Source organism: Actinacidiphila sp. bgisy145 (assembly GCF_057708125.1).
In genome coordinates this window covers 67,071-85,742 of the sequence record NZ_JBYIRL010000013.1, presented here as the reverse complement: position 1 = coordinate 85,742, position 18,672 = coordinate 67,071, and the positions used below count along the sequence as shown (strand labels likewise).

16 protein-coding genes and 4 pseudogenes are annotated in these 18,672 nt (G+C 68.2%); 11 read left to right on the top strand and 9 right to left on the bottom strand.

Going from position 1 to position 18,672, the window contains the following annotated elements:
- Positions 1-81 precede the first annotated feature (81 nt).
- Positions 82-576 (bottom strand): hypothetical protein, encoded by a 495-nt coding sequence (locus AC3ERT_RS14270; RefSeq protein ID WP_435174372.1) that lies wholly within the window; start codon positions 574-576, stop codon positions 82-84.
- Entirely contained in the window at positions 573-1,493 is a 921-nt protein-coding gene (locus AC3ERT_RS14265; protein ID WP_488180732.1) for a hypothetical protein, read from the bottom strand. The genes AC3ERT_RS14270 and AC3ERT_RS14265 overlap by 4 nt, the downstream gene beginning before the upstream one ends.
- 786 nt (positions 1,494-2,279) lie before the next feature.
- Between AC3ERT_RS14265 and AC3ERT_RS14260 the strand changes: the two are divergent.
- The 3 genes and pseudogenes from AC3ERT_RS14260 to AC3ERT_RS14250 all read left to right on the top strand — a co-directional run bounded on the left by AC3ERT_RS14260 (position 2,280) and on the right by AC3ERT_RS14250 (position 4,635).
- A pseudogene (locus AC3ERT_RS14260) lies at positions 2,280-3,042 on the top strand (IS5 family transposase).
- Between the two features lie 118 nt (positions 3,043-3,160).
- Positions 3,161-4,283: pseudogene (locus AC3ERT_RS14255) on the top strand (IS630 family transposase).
- Positions 4,284-4,314: 31 nt separating this feature from the next.
- Complete coding sequence (locus tag AC3ERT_RS14250) at positions 4,315-4,635, top strand: MafI family immunity protein (protein ID WP_435174367.1); 321 nt, start codon at positions 4,315-4,317, stop codon at positions 4,633-4,635.
- A gap of 392 nt (positions 4,636-5,027) precedes the next feature.
- On the opposite strand, the gene AC3ERT_RS14245 is transcribed toward AC3ERT_RS14250, so the two are convergent.
- Positions 5,028-5,240 (bottom strand): helix-turn-helix domain-containing protein, encoded by a 213-nt coding sequence (locus tag AC3ERT_RS14245; protein WP_435174365.1) that lies wholly within the window; start codon positions 5,238-5,240, stop codon positions 5,028-5,030.
- Between the two features lie 554 nt (positions 5,241-5,794).
- Here AC3ERT_RS14245 and AC3ERT_RS14240 point away from each other — a divergent pair.
- Complete coding sequence (locus AC3ERT_RS14240; RefSeq protein WP_435174363.1) at positions 5,795-6,547, top strand: DUF4231 domain-containing protein; 753 nt, start codon at positions 5,795-5,797, stop codon at positions 6,545-6,547.
- Between the two features lie 684 nt (positions 6,548-7,231).
- Here the strand turns inward: AC3ERT_RS14240 and AC3ERT_RS14235 are convergent.
- Entirely contained in the window at positions 7,232-7,666 is a 435-nt protein-coding gene (locus AC3ERT_RS14235; protein WP_435174360.1) for a hypothetical protein, read from the bottom strand.
- Between the two features lie 604 nt (positions 7,667-8,270).
- Positions 8,271-8,744: pseudogene (locus AC3ERT_RS14230) on the bottom strand (transposase); the annotation flags it as partial.
- Between the two features lie 12 nt (positions 8,745-8,756).
- Between AC3ERT_RS14230 and AC3ERT_RS14225 the strand changes: the two are divergent.
- The gene (locus tag AC3ERT_RS14225) at positions 8,757-8,999 is read left to right on the top strand and encodes a hypothetical protein (RefSeq protein WP_488180731.1); all 243 of its coding nucleotides are present in this window, start codon (positions 8,757-8,759) and stop codon (positions 8,997-8,999) included.
- 29 nt (positions 9,000-9,028) lie between these two features.
- On the opposite strand, the gene AC3ERT_RS14220 is transcribed toward AC3ERT_RS14225, so the two are convergent.
- The 3 genes from AC3ERT_RS14220 to AC3ERT_RS14210 all read right to left on the bottom strand — a co-directional run bounded on the left by AC3ERT_RS14220 (position 9,029) and on the right by AC3ERT_RS14210 (position 11,873).
- Positions 9,029-9,358, bottom strand: a complete 330-nt coding sequence (locus AC3ERT_RS14220) for a hypothetical protein (RefSeq protein ID WP_435174357.1) — start codon at positions 9,356-9,358, stop codon at positions 9,029-9,031.
- Entirely contained in the window at positions 9,355-10,605 is a 1,251-nt protein-coding gene (locus AC3ERT_RS14215; RefSeq protein ID WP_435174354.1) for an IS256 family transposase, read from the bottom strand. The genes AC3ERT_RS14220 and AC3ERT_RS14215 overlap by 4 nt, the downstream gene beginning before the upstream one ends.
- Before the next feature lie 347 nt (positions 10,606-10,952).
- The gene (locus tag AC3ERT_RS14210; protein WP_435174351.1) at positions 10,953-11,873 is read right to left on the bottom strand and encodes a phosphotransferase; all 921 of its coding nucleotides are present in this window, start codon (positions 11,871-11,873) and stop codon (positions 10,953-10,955) included.
- 439 nt (positions 11,874-12,312) lie between these two features.
- Here AC3ERT_RS14210 and AC3ERT_RS14205 point away from each other — a divergent pair, with 439 nt between their 5' ends.
- Positions 12,313-12,984 (top strand): hypothetical protein, encoded by a 672-nt coding sequence (locus AC3ERT_RS14205; protein WP_435174349.1) that lies wholly within the window; start codon positions 12,313-12,315, stop codon positions 12,982-12,984.
- A gap of 497 nt (positions 12,985-13,481) precedes the next feature.
- On the opposite strand, the pseudogene AC3ERT_RS14200 reads toward AC3ERT_RS14205, so the two are convergent.
- A pseudogene (locus tag AC3ERT_RS14200) lies at positions 13,482-13,790 on the bottom strand (helix-turn-helix domain-containing protein); the annotation flags it as partial.
- A gap of 266 nt (positions 13,791-14,056) precedes the next feature.
- Here AC3ERT_RS14200 and AC3ERT_RS14195 point away from each other — a divergent pair.
- From AC3ERT_RS14195 to AC3ERT_RS14175, 5 genes are all read left to right on the top strand, one after another.
- Entirely contained in the window at positions 14,057-15,043 is a 987-nt protein-coding gene (locus AC3ERT_RS14195; protein ID WP_435174346.1) for a DUF4129 domain-containing protein, read from the top strand.
- Positions 15,040-15,576, top strand: a complete 537-nt coding sequence (locus AC3ERT_RS14190) for a hypothetical protein (RefSeq protein WP_435174344.1) — start codon at positions 15,040-15,042, stop codon at positions 15,574-15,576. Before AC3ERT_RS14195 ends, AC3ERT_RS14190 begins: the two co-directional genes overlap by 4 nt.
- A 64-nt stretch (positions 15,577-15,640) precedes the next feature.
- Positions 15,641-16,648 carry an AAA family ATPase gene (locus AC3ERT_RS14185; protein WP_435174341.1) on the top strand — a complete coding sequence of 336 codons (1,008 nt, stop codon included), beginning with the start codon at positions 15,641-15,643 and terminating at the stop codon, positions 16,646-16,648.
- On the top strand, positions 16,645-17,991 hold the full coding sequence (locus tag AC3ERT_RS14180; RefSeq protein ID WP_435174338.1) for a DUF58 domain-containing protein: 1,347 nt from the start codon (positions 16,645-16,647) through the stop codon (positions 17,989-17,991). Before AC3ERT_RS14185 ends, AC3ERT_RS14180 begins: the two co-directional genes overlap by 4 nt.
- A complete protein-coding gene (locus tag AC3ERT_RS14175; RefSeq protein WP_435174335.1) occupies positions 17,988-18,596 on the top strand; it encodes a hypothetical protein in 609 nt (202 codons plus the stop codon). The genes AC3ERT_RS14180 and AC3ERT_RS14175 overlap by 4 nt, the downstream gene beginning before the upstream one ends.
- The last annotated feature ends 76 nt before the right edge of the window (positions 18,597-18,672 follow it).

The following is an 18,672-nucleotide window of genomic DNA, read 5'->3' as shown; positions in this document are numbered from 1 at the left end:
TGGCACAGGTCTGGGGGCCAGGACACCCCGGGCCCTCCTGCGCGGCCACCCGCCTCAGGAGCGCACCGCTTCCTGTTGGCATCAGGCCGCGTGGCAGCAATAAGCCTGAGCTGGTCGATACGGGAGACGGAGCATCTGGATGCGACGCGCATCCCGTCGGAGTAACGGATGCAGGGCTAAGCACGCTGTCCGGGGTCCCTGGCCTTGACCTGGGTCACCATCCGTTTCATAGGCGGATAGGAGGTGTTCGATGCGTTGGTTGGTGAGGGACTGGCGGTAGTAGAGGCATTTGGCGTAGCGGGTGAGGAGGACTTTGACGCTGTTGCCAGCGCGTTGGGCGACTTCGGCGGGGTCGGCGCCGGCTGCGAGCCAGGTCGACAGAGCGAAATGGCGCAGGTCGTAGGGGCGTTTGCCGAGCGGGGTCGCTGCGAGTTCGGGTTGTAGTGCGAGTTCGCGGGCTTCGTTCCAGGCTCTGTGGCAGGTGGTGTAGCCAAGGATGGTTCCGCGTTCGGTGAAGAACAGCCGCCCGTCGGGTGCGGTGCCGAAGGTCTGGACGCTGTCGCGCCAGATGCTCACCAGGGATGGCGGGAGGGGAGGATGCGAACATCTCCGGGCGGCCGGGACTTCAGGCCACGGTCGTCGTGCATCGCACCGCTGTCGGTCCACTTCTTGCCCGCCTGGGGGCGGGCGCGGTGCAGAACCAGGCGGCCCCAGCCGCTGGTGGGCAGGGTGCAGTCCGGCAGAGCCACCGCCACAGCCTCCTCCGGGCGCAGCCCGGCGTAGTACATGCCGGCGAACAGCCCCACAAGCCGGCGTCCCCGGGCGCGTTTGAAACCGCCGACGTAGGACAGCGCCCCCAGCAGGTTCTGGGCTTGGAGAGGGTTGACCACCACCCGCGGGTCGACCGCCCGGGCCTGTTTCGGGACACGCCACCGGACCCGGTCCAGCGGGTTGCTGCCCAGCTCTCCCTGCTCCATCGCGTAAAACAGGGCATTGACCAGGATCCTGCGCTTGCGCCCGGACGTGTACGGAGCCGCCGGCTTGCCGTCACGCTTCACCGACAGCGCCTCCAGCACCGCACGGGCCACGGCCGGGTCGTGCAGGTCGATCAGCGGCCGTGACGCCTTGGCCACCCACGCCAGCACCAGACGGTCCTGCGGGGGTACCTCCCGCGCCTCCGGCCCCGGCACCACGAACGCCCACGACCGCAGCACCCGGTGCAGCACCGCCTCACTGGGCCGGCCGGGCATCTCCCACAGCATCGCCCGCGTCACGAGCGTCAGCGCCTCGCTCGTTCCGTTCCGCGTCGTCGCCGCCCGACCCACCCAATGATCCCGGGCATACCCGGTCGCGAACTCAAACCAGGACAGCTCCGATGGGCCCCGCACCCCGTACGCACCCTGCCCGGCCGGCAGCAGACTCGCCCGCAACGCACGCGCCAGCTCCGCCCCGAACTCCCCCGCCACCTCCACCAGCCCCGGACCCCGCCCCACCGGGTCTGCGTACCGAACTGCCCGCCGCCGGCACCGGCCCACTATGGCCCCGCCCGACTCCACCAGCCTGCCCTGCACCACGCGACCAGCCCCTCCCCATCCCGAGAATCGCAACCGCCCACACTCCGCCCACGCACCACATGCACCGGCAGGAGGACGCTCAGCCCACCGACTCCTCGGGTCGGACGGCACACCATTCACCTACGCCCCTCCCCGCGTCCGTCTCGCTCCTTTGCTCCCCTCAGCCACCCGAACGGGTGATGCGGCATCCGAACGCCACCACGGAGCGAGGCGGACATGCTTCCCTGTTCAAGACTGGCCGGAGCGGACCGTCCACAGAACCAGGCACGACGACGGCAACGACAGGAAGCCCCCGAACCGAAGGGCAGGAACCAAAGCCTGGGAACAGGGACATTGGTGTGGCGTAGGCTATTTGTGGGCCGCCACGGTTGACAACCCGTCAGATGACGCGCTGACCTGCGACGACTTTTCCAAAGACCGCGTCCTCCGGAGCCGTGTGCGCATGTTCGAATCCTGCCGGGGGCACTCGCCAGGCGATCAGCGTGAACGCACCGCTGACCAGGTCGGATGCCACACGAAAAGGGCGGGAGTCAGTCTCACTGACTCCCGCCCTCTCTCGTTCTCTCTCACGGTTCGCGACACACCCCCGACACACGGAGCCCTTTCCAACCTGGCAGCTGTGCTGGTCAGTTGGGCTGGCAGACAGGTGAAGCCCGTGGTAGATGGGTTTTCAACCAAGAAATCCGTCTCCACCAGGGGTTTCGTGTGCTTGTCTACCCGTCGGGCGTCGACGTGTCCAGCTCTGCCCTTCGCTTCTTGTCCGCCAGGCTCCGCCAGCACCGCCGGGAGCTCGGCACTCGGTCGAGGCGTCTGAGCCCGGGGCGGCAAGCTCTGCTCACCCTCGCCTACCTTCGCAACGGCCATCCGTACGCCCAGCTCGCAGCCGGTTTCGGCATCGGGACCACGACGGCCTACCGGTACGTTGCCGAAGCCGTCGAACTCCTGGCCACGCTCGCCCCGACTCTCGCGGAAGCGGCCCGGACGGCATCGACGAAGGCGTTCGTGCTGCTGGACGGCACCCTGTTGCCGATCGATCGCATCGCCGCGGACCGCCCCTTCTACTCCGGCAAGCACAAGAAGCACGGGATGAATGTGCAGGTCCTGGCCGATCCTCCGGCCGGCTGCTGTGGGCGTCACCGGCTCTGCCCGGAGCCGTCCACGATATCCGGGCCGCCCGTGAACACGGCATCATCGCCGCTCTTGCAAAGGCCGGCGTCACCTGCTGGGCCGACAAGGGCTACCGAGGTGCCGCGGTTACGGTCCGCGTCCCGCACTGGGGCCGATGGGAGAAGCTTTCCGCAGGCCAGAAGGCCGTCAACCGGTCCACGCGAAGATCCGAGCCCTGGTCGAGCGGGCCGTCGCCACACTCAAGTCCTGGCGACTCCTCCGCAAGATCCGTTGCTCGACCAACCGCGTTACCGGCCTCGTCCAAGCCGTCCTCTGCCTGCATCTGGCCAGCTCAGACTGAGGATGGAAAACGCTCACGGACTTCCAGCAGGAACGATCCCCTGCGGACTGTCCGTCGCCGGGTTGGTGATGGCGGCGGTTGGATGTGTGGTGTCGTCAGTCCGATCGCTGGGGCTGTGGTGGCTGAGCCTGTCCGTGTGCGCAGGTTGACTGACCAGGAAGGGCCAAGGCTGCAGCAGATCGCGCGCCGGGGCAGCACCAGTTCGGTGCGCTACCGGCGGGCGATGATGCTGCTGGCTTCGGCCGGCGGCAACCGGGTTCCGGTGATCGCGCAGCTGGTGCAGGCTGACGAGGACACCGTCCGCGACGTGATCCACCGGTTCAACGAGATCGACCTGGCCTGCTGGACCGTCGGTGGGCGGGAGGCCGTCCCCGCCTGCTCAGTCCTGACCAGGAGGACTTCGTCGTGGCGACGGCCACCACCCGCCCGACCAAGCTCGGCCAGCCCTTCACCCGCTGGTCCATCCGCAAACTCGCCGCCTACCGGCGCAAAGGCCAGGGCCGCGTCATCCTCATCGGCCGCGAGGCGTTACGGTGCCTGCTCGCCCGCCGAGGCGTCACCTTCCAGCGCACCAAGACGTGGAAGGAGCCACCGGACCCCGAGCGCGAGGCCAAGCTCGACCGCGTCGAGCACGTCCTGGAACGCTTCGCGGACCGGGTGTTCGCGTTCGACGAGTTCGGCCCGCTGGGCATCCGCCCCGCTACCGGCTCGTCCTGGGCCCAGGCCGGTCACCCCGAGCGAGACCCGGCGACCTACCACCGCACCCACGGAGTGCGGTACTTCCACGGCTGCTACAGCGTCGGCGACGACACCTTGTGGGGCGTCAACCGGCGCAAGAAGGGCGCCACGAACACCCTGCCTTGCCGCGCTGAAGTCGATCCGCGCGGCCCGCCCGGACGGCGCCCCGATCTACGTGATCCTGGACAACCTGTCCCCCCCACAAGGGCGACATGATCCGGCGCTGGGCGAAGAAGAACCGGGTCGAGCTGTGCCTCACCCCGACCTACGCCTCCTGGGCCAACCCGATTGAGACCCACTTCGGACCGCTGCGGCAGTTCACGATCGCCAACTCCCATCACCGCAACCACACCACCCAGACCCCGGCCCTGCACGCCTACCTGCGCTGGCGCAACCAGAACGCGAGACATCCGGACGTACTGGCCGCCCAGCGCCGCGAGCGGGCCCGCATCCGCAGCGAGAAGGGCCTTCGCTGGGGCGGACAGCCTGTGAAAGCCGCGTGACCAGGCAGACAACACCGGCAACACTGACGTCATGACCGTTGATCGTGAAGCACTGCAGGCCACCTGGAACCGGACCCGCGGTCACCTCGACGAAGCCCGAGCTCACCTCATGGGCCACCCGGAGATCGATCTCTCGGCCACGCTGGAGTTCCTGGAGCACAACGAACTCGGACTCGCCTTCGACTGCCTCGTCGACATCGCTGACGACCTCGACCTGCCGCTCGCCTTCTGGGAGCACATGGATCGAGCAGCTCGTGAGATGGGGCTCTACAGCCACGCGCTGCACAAGCCCCACCTCACGGCTGCCGACCTCTGCCGCCGCCATCTCGCAGCCGCCTCTGAGCAGGACTGACCACCAACCCGGCCAACCTATGCGGTCACAGCACAAGTCGCGAGCCAGGCGGCAGTGGTCTCGCCCAGCGACATGGCGGCTTCGTACCGGCCGTCGGCGAGTAGAGCATGGGTGCCGGACCTCGCCGCAGAAGCCAGTACGGGGGGCCACCCGAGGCATCCGCAGCTTGCATCGCTCGTTCCGCTGCAAGCCACGAGATATCCGACTCTCCGATCTTCGCGAGCGTCGTGGCCGCGAGGTGGTGAGTACGGGCGGACACCGCCCAGCAGTCGTGCCCATCCTCTTCACGGGGAGCCGCGCGGTCCTCCATTTCTTGGGTGGTCTGCCGAAGAGCGGGCAGAGCGGCGATGACGCTGCCCAACCGCCCGCCCTGGTAGTCGTTCCGCGCCTGCTCAACGCGCACGGCAACGGGTGCGGGGGCGCACCCGCGCGAGTTCCGCGAGCATGTCGATCCTCGGCGGCCGGCGCTGCCCCGACTCGGCTTTCGCCAGCCAATCGGTGCTCCGGCCTACCAGACCGGCCAGCACCTCTTGCGTGTATCCGCGGCGCTTCCTGTAGAACGCGATCCGTTCGCCGATGTTGAGGTGATCTCCAAGACCACGCATGCGCGCTGCCCTCCTGCTTCTGATGGGCCACGTCCACGGTACCGACGCCCCCTACCGACAGACACCCTTGTCGATCCGTACCTGTGCTTCTCATGCTGCGGTTCGCTTCAGCCGTCCGCCCGGACAGATTGTCCGGGCGGACGGCTTGCAGATCCGCACGTCTCATTTCGCTTACCGAAGATATCCGCATGCTCGTTCGAGCCGGATCGGCCACCTCATTGATCGCTTATCGCACGCGCGCGATGTTCACGCAAGGAATCACGAGATAAGGGCGCACATGACGCCCGCTTGTCTGGTGCTAGGCAGGAGCGAGAACTAGCCAACGGTCTTGCATTGTAAGCGATCAAGCTGCACCTATGCACACTCCCCACAAATCGTCAACAGTACACCCATCGCGCCATACTGTGATCACCGGCCGCAAAACGCCCTCAGCTCCCCATGTGGGTTCTTACAATGACGGGAGCCGCTGGTTGCCTATAGGGGGTGGGATGGTGAGCGCCAGTCTCCCAGACGAAGGCCCTTCCGAACGATTACTGACGCACACAACCAGAATCTTGGAGCAGCAAGCAAAAGTTCGATCCAGGAAAATTCAGCTCCGCACCCTGTACGGCACTTTCTTCGCCGCCCTCCTCTCCAGCTTGGCAATTTATGTCGCAACGGTCTCGACATGGCGGACACGTGACCTTGGACCCGCCAATAGGGTTGCAATCCCACTAACTGTCCTATGCTGGATAGCATTCGCCATATGCGCGCACAGGGAGGACAAGCGCGAGGAGAAAGTATCCGTTCGGAAACTTCAGCTCGGATTAGACGTGGCCGAAGAGCAGAAGTTACTAGAGGCGTTCAAGCTCGCAATTCCGGCCCCGCAGCGCCAGTTCACCTACAAGGAAGCACTCCCTCGCGAGCTGGAACGGCTCAGGACCGAAGCGCAACACTATCGCAGGATTCACAACTCGTTCCAATCAATCATCATCATGGGCTCGATTGGAACCACGACAGCCGCAAGTCTGACCGACACTCCGTCTTCATTGAAGTGGGTGACCGTCGGGTTGAGCTTCGGAGTAGGCGTCGCGGCCGGTTTCACCGGATACTTCAAGTACCGCGAACGCAGCTTTTACCTCCAACAGACAGCGGACGCAATCGAGCAGCACATAAACGCCTACGAACTCGGAATACCACCATATACCGACGAGGAGGAAGTTAACCTAACAAAGCTAGCTCGCGAAGTCGAGAACTTGCGTGTCGAACAGAGGAAACGAGAGCAGCAGCTCGACCAACCGCATGAAGGGCGCGACGGCACAGTGTAGGACCGTTCCCATTGATCGGAGACGCCACCTGATGCGCCGCAAAACAAAACGCTGGCTTTTATCCCCGCTGACGCAGTGGCGCGCCCATAGGTTAGCGGCCGCTCAGGGCTCCGGGATGACAACCGAAGTCGCCTGGTTACTGATGAGGCTTAGGGAACACCCAGACGAAGTGAGCTACGCTCTGGCCGGTAGTGCCATCCCAAGGAGCGATACGCCAGGCGTGCGCTTCGATAGCTGGGACGATCTAACGGAGAGTGAGAAGAACCGTCGGCTGAAGTGGTTAGCGGTCCACGGCAGATCTCCGTTTCAAGGGCTCATGATTGACCCGCAATTCTTGGTCAGGGCCGGTATCGAGGTCAAAGACTGGGGTACACCCTGACTTGTCGGCGGCACGAGCGTCCCACATGTCCGACTGTCCGGTTAGCCCGCCTGAGCTGCATAAATGAACCGGACAGACATCGGGGCAGGTGTCCCACCTGTCCGGCTGGGGTCAAGACGGCTGTAACACCCCGGCGTGTTACACGCCTGTCGGCGAAGCCGACCCAGGAGGGTCGCAAGCGCCGCAGGCGCCTCCCGCTCCGCCGCCCAGCGGGGAGCGCGACACACTTCCGACACAGTCCGTGTCGCCGCGCGACTCCCGTCCATCTTCGCTGCAGGCCAGAGGGCATATGGGGAGACAAACAGTCAATCACTCCGGAGCCGTGTGCGCAGGTTCAAATCCTGCCGGGGGCACTTCGCAGGAAGTGCCGACAGACCCCCTGACACGTCACTCGAACACCTCGTCGACGCGGGCACGAACGACCCCACGGACGCCATCTCCGAGATCCGCCGCATCCGTGACGAAGCAGAGGCCGAGACCGGCCTGTCAACGAGCGGACCTGGGACTACAACCCGAGCGCCGACCATCTGACCACCGGACTGCCGCCCGGCGTCATCGCCGAGGTCGAGCGCCTCGCCACCGAGCTCGCCGCGCTCGGCGAAGGCTCCACGAAAGTCGGCCGCCCCTTCGACCGGGAAGGCGGCCTCCGCGAGTTCGACATCCTCAACGGCCGCGGTTTCATCAGCTTCCTCTCCGTCCCGCGCCACGCTTGCGTCTACGTCTGCAACGTCACCTTCCACGGCTGAAGCCGACGCGTCCGGAATCCCCCACTGACCGGCCGACGGGCCCCGCACTCCGCGAGGCTCGACCCCAGGGAGCACCTCTCCCCCCGGCCGGGTGCGGGAGCTACCCCAGCGAGTTCCGTACGGCCCCGGGCCCGCTCCCGCGCGCGGCCGGATGCGGGCGGAAGTAGCCGCCTGACAGTGCTCACGTCATGACGACGTCCTGACCGTGCGCAGGCTCGTCGCAGGTCAAGGCCCCACTGCGTTCCCGCGTGAGATCCGGCAGCAGATCTGGTCCTCACGCCCATAGCTCGCATCGAGGGGCGCTGTGGGTTACTGGCGGCCCATAGGATCAGGAGAAATTGGAAGGGGGGTGGGGTCGGAGCTGCACGAAATCCCGGACCAACCAGGCTCGGGGACCTCTTCTGAGCCACCCCCCTTGGCCGCGCTGTCGTCACACGGAGACAGCAGACCGGCCCAACAGTCATCAGGCTAGGCGGAGCCACTGACAATCGCGCTGTGCCACTGTCGCGCCAGATACGGCGGGGAACCACGGGGAACACGGCTGGTCACGTCCGCTGGGGTGGTGTTTCGACGGCCACTCGGTGATCTTGTGCTGAGGCTATGCGGTGAGTTGGGTGGGCAGGGTGGTCTCGTTGTCTTCTGACTCGATCGGGTGGCTGGTCTTGGCCGGTAGTTCGCGGCTCATGTAGCGGCGGGCTTCTGTCCATGCGTCGTTCTGCTCGGCCAGGACGGCGCCGACCAGGCGGATGACGGCGGTGCGGTCGGGGAAGATCCCGACGACGTCGGTGCGGCGGCGGATCTCCTTGTTCAGGCGTTTTTGGGGGTTGTTGGACCAGATCTGCCGCCAGCTCTCACGCGGGAACGCAGTGAACGCCAGCAGATCGGCCTGGGCTGTGTCGAGGTGATCCGCGGCCTTGGGGAATTTGGCTTCCAGCGCGTCCAGGACGTGCCGCATCTGGGCGTGGACCGCGTCGCTGTCGGGCTGTTCGAAGACCGTCCGCAGGAGGGTGGCCACCCAGGGCTGGGCGGATTTCGGCACCTGGGGCAGCAGATTCCTGGCGTAGTGGGTGCGACCGCACGGCATGTGAGCAGGCGCTCGCCGAGTCTGCCCCGGCACCTGGAGCGACGCCATGAGGGCGACGAGCCTGAGTGGATCACCTACTTCGACGAGGCCGAACTCGCCGCCGAGGCCGCACACTGCTTCCGCGACGTGAACCGCGCGCGGCAAGCCGTCGAGCACGCGGGCAACGCGATGAGCGGCGCCCACGTGCGCTCGGACTTCTTCGCAACCATGGTGCTGGCCGACGCCCACCTGCGGGCCGGCTGAACAATAGTCAATACTTGAGGGTGGCTTGGTTACGGACGGTTGGTTCCCTGGATAACCTGCCAAGGAGTGCTCGGGGTGGATGACGTCAAGAGTTGGATTCCTGTGCCTAGGAAGGTCACGAGACCGGTGTGGACGGGTTCGAGTTCATCGATGGCACGCCCGTAGCGGAGGATCTGCGTCACCGCCAGGTCGATGGCGTCTACCGAGTCGCGGATACGGTCGAAGCGGGCGCCGCAGCGGACCGGTCCGAGCATGCAGCGCACCGTGGCGGTGGCCTCGGTCGGATTCACGACGGTGACCTGATCGATTTCCAGTTCTACCTCCACTACGTGGTTGCTGGAGGTGAAGATCTCGGTCATGCTGCCACCTCGGCGTGCTCGACGAGAATGCCGTTCTCGAATCTGGCGCCTGCCCGGACCAGAGGGACAAGATGGGCCCCTCTTATCGCGCGCCAGCGGGCCTGGGCGGACTCAACGAGCTTGAACACCATGGCGAGGGCGGCGACCGGGCTGCCGGCGCCGCGGGTGACCTTGGTGCGGAGCTTGACGGTGAAGAACGTTGACTCGATCGGGTTCGTTGTCCGCAGGTGGATCCAGTGCTCGGCCGGGAAGTCGTAGAACGCCAGCGGTTCCTCCTGGTAGTCGGTGATCTTCGCGACGGCTTTGGGCCACTTGGTGCCGTAAGTGCGGGCGAACACGGCGATCGCCCGCTCGGCATGCGTGCGGTCCTCGGCGTTGTAGATCTCCTGCAGCGCCTTTGTGGCGCTTGGTTGCGCGGACTTCGGCAAGGTGTTCGATACGTTGCGGGCTTTGTGAACCCAGCACCGCTGGTGCCGGGCGGCGGGGAACACCTCGGCCAGCGCCATCCACAGCCCCATCGCGCCGTCGCCGACGACCAGCTCGGGATCGTGCATGCCCCGGCGGCGGCAGTCGCGCAGAAGATCGTCCCACGACTCGGTCGACTCCCGCAGCCCCTCCGAGAGGGCGATCAGTTCCTTGGTGCCATCCAAACGGACTCCGAGCAGCACCAGCACGCACGAGTGTGCCTGCCCGAGCCGGACCTCGGGGTGCACCCCGTCGGCCCACACGTAGACGTAGTCCCGCTCGGACAGGTCCCGGCCCTGGAAGACGGCGTGGTCGTCGGCCCACTGCCTCGTCAGGCGGGTCACGGTCGACGGCGGCAGCCCGGCCGCCGAGCCGAGGAACTGCTCCATCGCCGGCACGAAGTCCCCCGACGACAGGCCGTGCAGGTAGAGAAGGGGCGGAACCTCGGAGATCTTCGGGGACTTTCGGCACCACGGCGGCAGGATCTTCGAGGAGAACCGCTGGCGTTCGCCGGTGGCCTCATCGACGCGCCGGTCGTTGACCCGCGGGGCCTTCACCTCGATCGGACCGGCCGCGGTGGTCACGGTCCGGGGCCGGTGATGGCCGTTGCGGACCACCAAACGCCGCCCGGCCCCGTCGGTCTCGGCTGCCAGTTCGGCTATGTACTGGTTGACCTCGGCTTCCAAAGCGGCGGCCAGCATCCGGCGGGCTCCCTCCCGGACGATCTCGTCGATCAACGAACCAGACCGGGTAGAACCATCGTCGGTGACTACGCTGAGCACGGGGCGTGCCTTCCCGACCCGCGCTGCGAACGCGGGCCTACTCGGTGACCATCACAGGATCAATCGGGAAGGTACGCCCTCCGCGTGCCCATCCCGGAACCGATCTACAGGTCTTGAGCATTGCTCGGCCGACGACCTGGAGGAGGCATGCCGGGTGGCCCTGGACGCGCTCGACCTCGGGGAACAACTCCGCTCAGCCCGGTGCGTGAGCTACCTCAGCGAGTTCCGTACGGCGCTGGTCCCGCACGCCGGCTCCGCCACCGTGCGGGACTTGGCGGCACAGGCCGCAGAGCATCGGATCTGGCAGGCCGCCGCGGGTCCAGGGCAAGATGCGTAGGAACGCGTAGTCAGAAGGGTCGCCAAAGGCGCCGGTCGCCGTTTGTACGGATGGTTTCGACGCGGCGGGCGAACTCCTCGGCCGCTTTCGGCTCCGCCGCATCCTTGCCACCCAGCCACAGCGTCATCATCAACTCGCTGAGGTTGGCCAGCACTTGGTAGCCGGGCCAGTTCATGATGTCGAAGCCGTAGTGGTGGACGAACGACTCGTACTCTGCGCGCGCGTGCCACCCGAACCGGTCGTAGAACAGCGCGGTCTGGATGAGGTCCCACTCGCGGGGTGCCAGGGCGAAGCCGTCGAGGTCGATCAGCACGGCCTGGCCGGCACGGTCCCGCAGGACGTTGCCGACGTTCGCGTCACCGTGGATCAAGCCGAAGGGGAGTACGAAGTCGAGCCGGGCGTACGCGTGCGCCAACTCGGCTGTGCGGTCGGCCAGGAACGCGGCGTCCTCCGGGCCCACGCCCGCTCCGAGTTGCCGCACCGACGCCTGCACCTTCGCCACCGGATCGAAGTACGGCAACCCCAGCGACACCGGCTCCTCCAACCAGTGCAACCGCTTCAGCAGATCCGCCAACTCCGGTAGCGTCGCGTACTCCTCCTCGTCCTGGACGCTCTCCCAGAACGTCACCACCCGGCCGCCCACGACCAGGGGCTGACGGGCGATCCCCGGAAGCAACCGGTTCGCCGGGATCTCCTCCTCGGCCAGCCACCGCGCCACCCTCACGGCCCGCTCCATGTCGGCAAGCGCATCCGGGTCGGGGGCAATCCGCACGATCACCGGCCGCCCGGCAAGCGCGAACACGGCGTTCGACCCCAGCCGCACAAGCCTCGCCCTGGCCCCGTCGAGCCCCACCTCACCACACGCCCCGCGCAGCACCCCCGTGGCAACCTCCCCGGTGAACCCCTCCCCCGTGCCGGCGTCACCCGCCACGTCCGCCCCTTGACCACCGCTCGCCACACCCCGACCCTACGGCGCCCAAGGGGTTATCCACACGCCCTTCGCCGCATGCCGCCGGAGCCGCCGTTTCGCGAGTGCGGCACCCTTCGTGCGCTTGCCGTGCTTCCTTCACCACCGGTTGCACGCCTCCCCCACACTGGCCCTCGCTGCGACCGTTGCGTTCACGTCCAACATGCCCTTGACGACCCGAGGAGCAACCATGGGAGAACGCCAACCGAAGTGCCACGCCCGGACACTGAAAGGGACGAGTTGCCAACGTCCCGCGATGAAGGGGTCATCCCGTTGCCAGGATCATCAGGGCGCGTGGTCGGCACATGAGGCGAACAAGCGCCGCACAGCCAGCAAGAAGACCACCAGGAAGAAGCGCTGACCCATCGTTGTCGCTCTGGACAAGGGCAGTCAGACTGATGGCATGCCTCCCAGCATTTCATCCGGTATCCAAGTTCGTCCTTCGATCGCTACTGGGGGAACGGTGGATGCCGTCCAAGATCGTGAGAGTCTGCTGGAGCGGCTGAACCAGGCAGTGCGCTTGCCCGAGGACTTCGGCGGCCTTCCAACGGTGGTGCGCCTGCTCGACCGACTCGCGGCGGTCCAACCGAGCCGCGGGGATCACGTGTGGATTCCCGACACGAATGGGCGCCTGGCTCCGTCTGCGATGCTGAGGCAGAGTTTTCCCGACGCGGAGGTCCATGTCGTCGCGTCCCAGTACGGGGAGGATGCTCACCGCCGGGGTTGGCTCCGGCTGGACCGTACGCTCACGCCCGCGGAGCACTCGGTCGTCGTCGACACCGCTGTGGTCTGGTCGAGGAACAACCGCTCATTGCAAGAGGTCGTGGACGAGTTCGGCCCGCCATCTGTCATCTTCGGCTCCACGGACCCGGACCGCCCAAAGACCATCAGCTACACCACCTCCGACCCCGCGGCCCCTGTCGTCGCCTTTCACCTCGGTTTCGCGCCGCCGGAGGCAGACACGGGTTCAGACGAGGGACCATCGACCAGCCCGGTCCTGCTGGCGGTCCGCGTCCACGATGGCTTCGTCGGCGGGTGGGAGGTCACACCACTCGGAGAGAGCCGGTTCGGCTGAGCGTTGGTACACAGACCTCCGGGCCCACGTCGTAGGGGCGTAATGATCACGCCTCCACCGTCGCTCTATCCCAACTCCGCCCTGATCAGGGCCATTCAACGAGTAACCGCTCCCCCGGCCTCCGGAGTCGTGTTCGCAGGTTCGAATCCTGCCGGTGGCACTTCCGGAGAAGCCTGTTGACCTGTGGAAACGCGAGCCTGACGGGCTTTTGCTTTGCCTGAAGAGGTCCCGCGTCCGGACCGTTGTCGTTTCAGTCACCGAGCCTCGGCCGCAGCCCAGTGACCTGCCACTTCTTACCTGGTGACCATGTCGGCCGAGGTGCCTGAACGCCCCTTCGTCCAGCCTGGTGGGCCATGCATGGGCCACCGAGAGCATCAATTGTCGCCCCCGCGTGGCGTAGGCCTCTGACCAGCAAAGGCAGGGTGTCGCACCCTACTGACGGCCTGTTAGGCACACGGTCCGGCGGACCGGCGAGAACTTACACCTTCATGCCGTGCTTCCAGGAGCACGAATGCCTTCGACGACGCTGTCCGCATCGCCTCCGCGAGGGTCGGCGCGAGGGCGGCCAGGACCTCGACGGCCTCGGTGATGTACCGGTACGCGGTCGTCGTACCGATGCCGAACCCCGCCGCGAGTTGGGCATACGGGTGGCTGTTGCGGAGATAGGCAAGGGTGCGGAGCGCCTGACGGTCAGCGCTCAGACGTCTCCAGCGGGTGCCGAGCTCCCGGCGCCGCCGCCGCACCTTGGCGGACAGGAAACGCAAGGCAGAACTGGACACGTCGACGCCCGACGGGCAGACAAGCACACGAAGCCTCTGGTGGAGACGGATTTCTTGGTCGAAAACCCATCTACCAGGGGCTTCACCCGTCTGTCAGCCCAACTGACCATTCCGCCAGACAGGATGGAAAAGGCTCACGGCAGGAAAGGTCGGTCAGGGTTGCCGTAAGTCGGCAATGAAGCGGCGTGCCTCGCTGTGTCAGGATTTCGTCAAGTGGGGGATCGGCGACAGTGACCGGAGACGGCGCGCATGGGCTGGCCGATCACAAGGGAGTCACAAGGGAGGGGGGTGGCGTGGGGCTGCAGCACGCGGCGGGCGGGCGACGGCGGCACAGCACGATCGGCGCCGTACAGGCCGCGTTGGCCGTGCTGGTGGTGGGCGGAGTCGCCCTGGGAGCACTGCTGCTGCACCCCGACACGGGCCTGTTGGCCAAGGGCCGCGGGCCGCTCGGCGGCAACCCCGTCCTCGTGGTCGGCCTCGCCCTGCTCGCGCTCCTCGGTGGCTTCGCGCTGCGCGAGAAGTACCGAGAGCAGGTAGGCGCAAACCGGGAACTCAACCCGGTGGAACAGCGGGTGGTTGACGGCGTGAGCCGCGTCCTGCTGGCCGCGACGCTGGTCGTCCCGCTCCTCATCCTGGTCCTGCACCGGTTCGGTTCGTCCGGCAGCCATGAGACCGGCCAGGGGCACGGCCGCGAATCGTCACCGTTTCCCAGCCCGCAACCAGACCCGGCACCCACCCCGCTACCCCCACGGCATGCCGGGCACGCGGGCCACAGCATGCACTTCGGGCTGACGCGCATCCTGCTCGGCCTCGGCATCGCCCTGCTTGTCGCGGTCGTCGTGATCGCCGGGCTGCGTTTGTGGCGGTATGTGCCCCGGCCACCAGCGGCCGAGGCCCCGGCGACGTACGCGACGCTCGACGACGAGCAGGAACGCCTGGTCCAGGCCGTGGACTCCGGGCGCCGTGCCCTGCTGGACGGAGCCGACGCCCGCGCTGCCGTCATCGCCTGCTATGCCGCCATGGAGGAGTCGCTCGCCGACTCCGGGGTGGCCCGGCGCGCCTCGGACAGCCCGCAGGACCTGCTGGAGCGGGCCGTCGCCAACGGCCTGCCCACAGGGGCGGCCGCCGCCGCGCTCACCACCCTGTTCCGCGAGGCCCGTTACTCCACGCACCCGATGGACGGCAGCCACCGCGACCGTGCCGCGGCCGCGCTCGCCGAGATCGCCGACAGCCTGCGCTCGCGGACGCCTGGACCCGAAGCCGTGGTGGATACCCCGTGAAGGCGCCTACCTGGATACGGACCCTCGTCAACTCCGTGCCGTCAAGGCCGGGTTCGGTGCGCCACTCGCTGTCCGTGCTGGGCACCGTCGCGGTCGCGGCCGAAGTGCTGCTCGCTCTGGCCGACGGTGCCGCCGCGGCCGCCACCGGCCTCGCCCTCATCACCGCGGTGGCGCTGGCCCTGGGGCGCTATGCCGCGGGCGGCGCCGCCCAGGACAGCGGCTATCGCAGGCCGGTGCGCCTGCTGGGCAGCCGGGCCCCGGCCCTCGGCGGGTGGCAGCGCATCGTTGCCAAGGCCCTCGCGGACGACGGCGAAGCGCACCTCGACACCCAGCTGCGGCCGCAGTTGCAGCGGCTGTTCGCCGCCCGGCTGGCCGAACGGCACGGCGTGGCGATGTACCGGAACCCGCAACGGGCCCGGGTGCTGGTCGGAGCTGAGCTGTGGCCGTGGATCGATCCCGAGGCGACCGCTCCGCAGCCCACTCTTCCCGAACCCGTCCTGCGCGCCCTGCTCGACCGCCTGGAAGCCCTGTGACCGCTAGCGCCGCAACCGACCCCGCAGCCCGCGCGCCCCGACCCCACCCCGTGAGGAACCGACCGTGACCACCCTCCGACCCACCCCGGAACACGACGCCCTGACTCCCCGGCAGGCGGGCGAAAGGGCTGCGGCCGTGCTCGACGAGATCCGCACGGCCGTGGTCGGCAAGGCGGAACCACTGGCGCTGGTGATGCTCGGCATCCTCGCCGGCGGCCATGTCCTCATCGAGGACCTGCCGGGACTCGGGAAGACGCTTCTGGCACGCTCCTTCGCTACCGCTCTGGGCCTGGACTTCCGCCGCATCCAGTTCACCCCGGACCTGCTGCCCTCCGACGTCACCGGAGCTCCGTTCTACGACCAACGGACCGCCGACATGGTCTTCCGGCCCGGACCGGTGTTCACCCACCTGCTGCTCGCCGACGAGATCAACCGCACCCCGCCCAAGACCCAGGCCGCGCTGCTGGAGGCGATGGCCGAGTCCCAGGTGTCCGTCGACGGAAACACCCGGCCGCTGCCGGAGCCCTTCGTGGTCGTCGCCACCGCCAACCCCATCGAGTACGAGGGCACGTACACCCTGCCCGAGGCCCAGCTCGACCGCTTCCTGCTGCGGGTCCGTATGGGCTATCTGGCGGCGTCGGAGGAGGTGGGCATGTTGCGCGCGCGTGTCGGTCGGGCGGCGCCCGAGGCAGTGCTGCGCACGCTCAGCGGTCCGGGCGAGGTGCTGGCCATGCGGGCCGCCATCGAACGCGTCGAGGTGGACGACGACCTGCTGGAGTACGTCGTCGCGCTGGTCGGCGCCACCCGGGCCCACCCGCACATCCAGGTCGGCGCCTCTCCGCGCGGCGGCCTTGCCCTGGTGCAACTCGCCCGCGCCCGTGCCGTCCTGGACCTGCGGGACTACGTGACCCCGGAGGACGTCAAGTCCGTGGCGGTGCCGGCCCTGGCGCACCGCGTCACCCTCAAGCCGGAACTGTGGGTCCGGCAGATCGACGGCGACGACGTGATGCGCGAGATCGTGCAATCCGTGCCCGCCCCGCAGACCATGCCGCGCACTCCGATCGCGTCATGACGGATCCAGTGCCGGCCCGCGGAGCGGCCGCCGCTGTCCGGCGGGCCCTGGACGGCCGCCACGACGGGACCGCCGACCCCCCGCCGCCTCCGCCGCCCGGCTGGCGCGTCGGTGAACGCGTCCTACGGCTCGGCACGTTGGCCGTGGTCGCGCTGGCCGCCGCGCTGGTCACCGGACGCCCCTGGGTACTTGCTCTCGCGGCCGCACCCCTGGCGCTGATCGCCCTCACGCTGCCGAGCGGGCCGCGTCCGGAGGCGGTGACGGCCGAGGCGGAGGTGGAGCCGCGGCGGTGCTTCGAGGGCGAGCAGCTCAGGGTGCGGATCACGGTGTCCTACGACGGTGAGTCCGGCCGCCTGGACCCTGGCGTCACCCTCGGCCACGGGGTCGGGCTCGACCACCTCGCGGTCGGCCCGCACCGCGTCGATCTCGTCCTGACCGCGCAACGCTGGGGCCGCTGGACGCTCGGCACGGTCGACGTCGACGTCTACGACCGCGGCGGGCTGGCCCGGCGCACCGTGCGGGCCGAACTCGGTGAGGTCGCCGTCTTCCCCCTGCCCGGACACGCCGGCCTCACGCCCATCCCGGTCCGGCTGCCGCAACGGCTCGGCGAGCACACCGCCGTGCAGCGCGGCGAGGGCGTCGAGGTCACCGGCGTGCACCCGTATGTGCGCGGCGAACGTCAGCGGCGGATCCACTGGCCGGCCACCACCCGTCGCGGCGCCTTGCAGGTCCACCAGTTCGCCGCGGAGCGCACCGCCGACACCGTGGTGCTCCTGGACGTGCTCGCCGACGTGGTCGACCCGGTCAGCGGCACGTCCTCGCTCGACGAGACCTTCCGGACCGCTGCCGGGCTGGTCCGCGCCTACCTGCGTACCCACGACCGGGTCGGCGTGGTGTCGGTGGGTGGAGCGACCCGCTGGCTGCAACCGGGCAGCGGCCAGGGGTACTTCTACCGCATCGTCGAGAGCGTGCTGGAGGTCCGCAAGGACCGCGCGTACCGCACGGAGGGACTCAGCCTGCTCCCACCGCCCGCGTTGCCCGAGGGAGCTCTGGTGTACGTCATCACGCCGCTGACCGACCAGCGGATTCTCGACATCCTGCACCAAGTGCGCGCACGGGCCAACCCGACGGTCGTGGTCGAGATCCCCGCCGGCGACCCAGTCGTGGAACCCGGCGACACCGAGGGCGAACTCGCGCTGCGGCTATGGCGGGCCGACCGCGACGCCATGCGCTTCGCCTTGGTGGAACGCGGCATCGCGGTCGTCACCCACCGACCGGGCGAGACCCTCGACCTCGCCCTTGCGCCGCTGCTGCGCACCCGCATCCACGGGGGGACCCGATGACCGCCGTCCCCGCCCGGCCAGGCTCGCACCCGCCCGGCAGCCGAACCGCCCAGCTCCTCGGACGCCTCACCTCCCGCATCACCGACCGGTTGCTCGGAACCGCCCTTGCCGTTGCCGCCTGCGATCCGCCGGCCGCCCTGCACGCACCGTTGCCGGTCAGGGCGCTGGTGGTCGGAGCGGCAGCGGCCGCGTGGTGGGCAGCTCCGATGGTCGACGCCCGCCCCGTCCTGACCTCCATGCGCTGGCGGACCATCGCGGCCCGCCGCAGGACGACTGTGCTTCCGGCCGCGGCCATCGCGGTCGCCGCGGCCACCAACCCCGCAGTCTGGCTGGTCGTCTGCATCGCCGCCCTGCTGCTCGCCTACCTGCTCGTCACCGACGCCTGGACAGTTGGTGTCACCGCCCCTCCCGGCCGCCCGCAGGCGACACCCGCACTGGCGGCCGCCGCCGCGACCGCAGTGGTACTGCTCGCCGCCCAAGCACCGGTCGCGGGCACCTCATGGGCACGTCTGCCCGCCTCGCTCGCCATCGCCGCGACCACGGTTTGCCTGGTACTGGCCCTGGGCGCCCGTCGCAGCCGCCCGGCTGACCGCCGAGACCACTGACGGGTTTGCCGCCTATCTCGGCGGCACCCCAAAGACCGCCAAGTGGGGCCGAATCCCACTGAGCCTCTTCCAACCT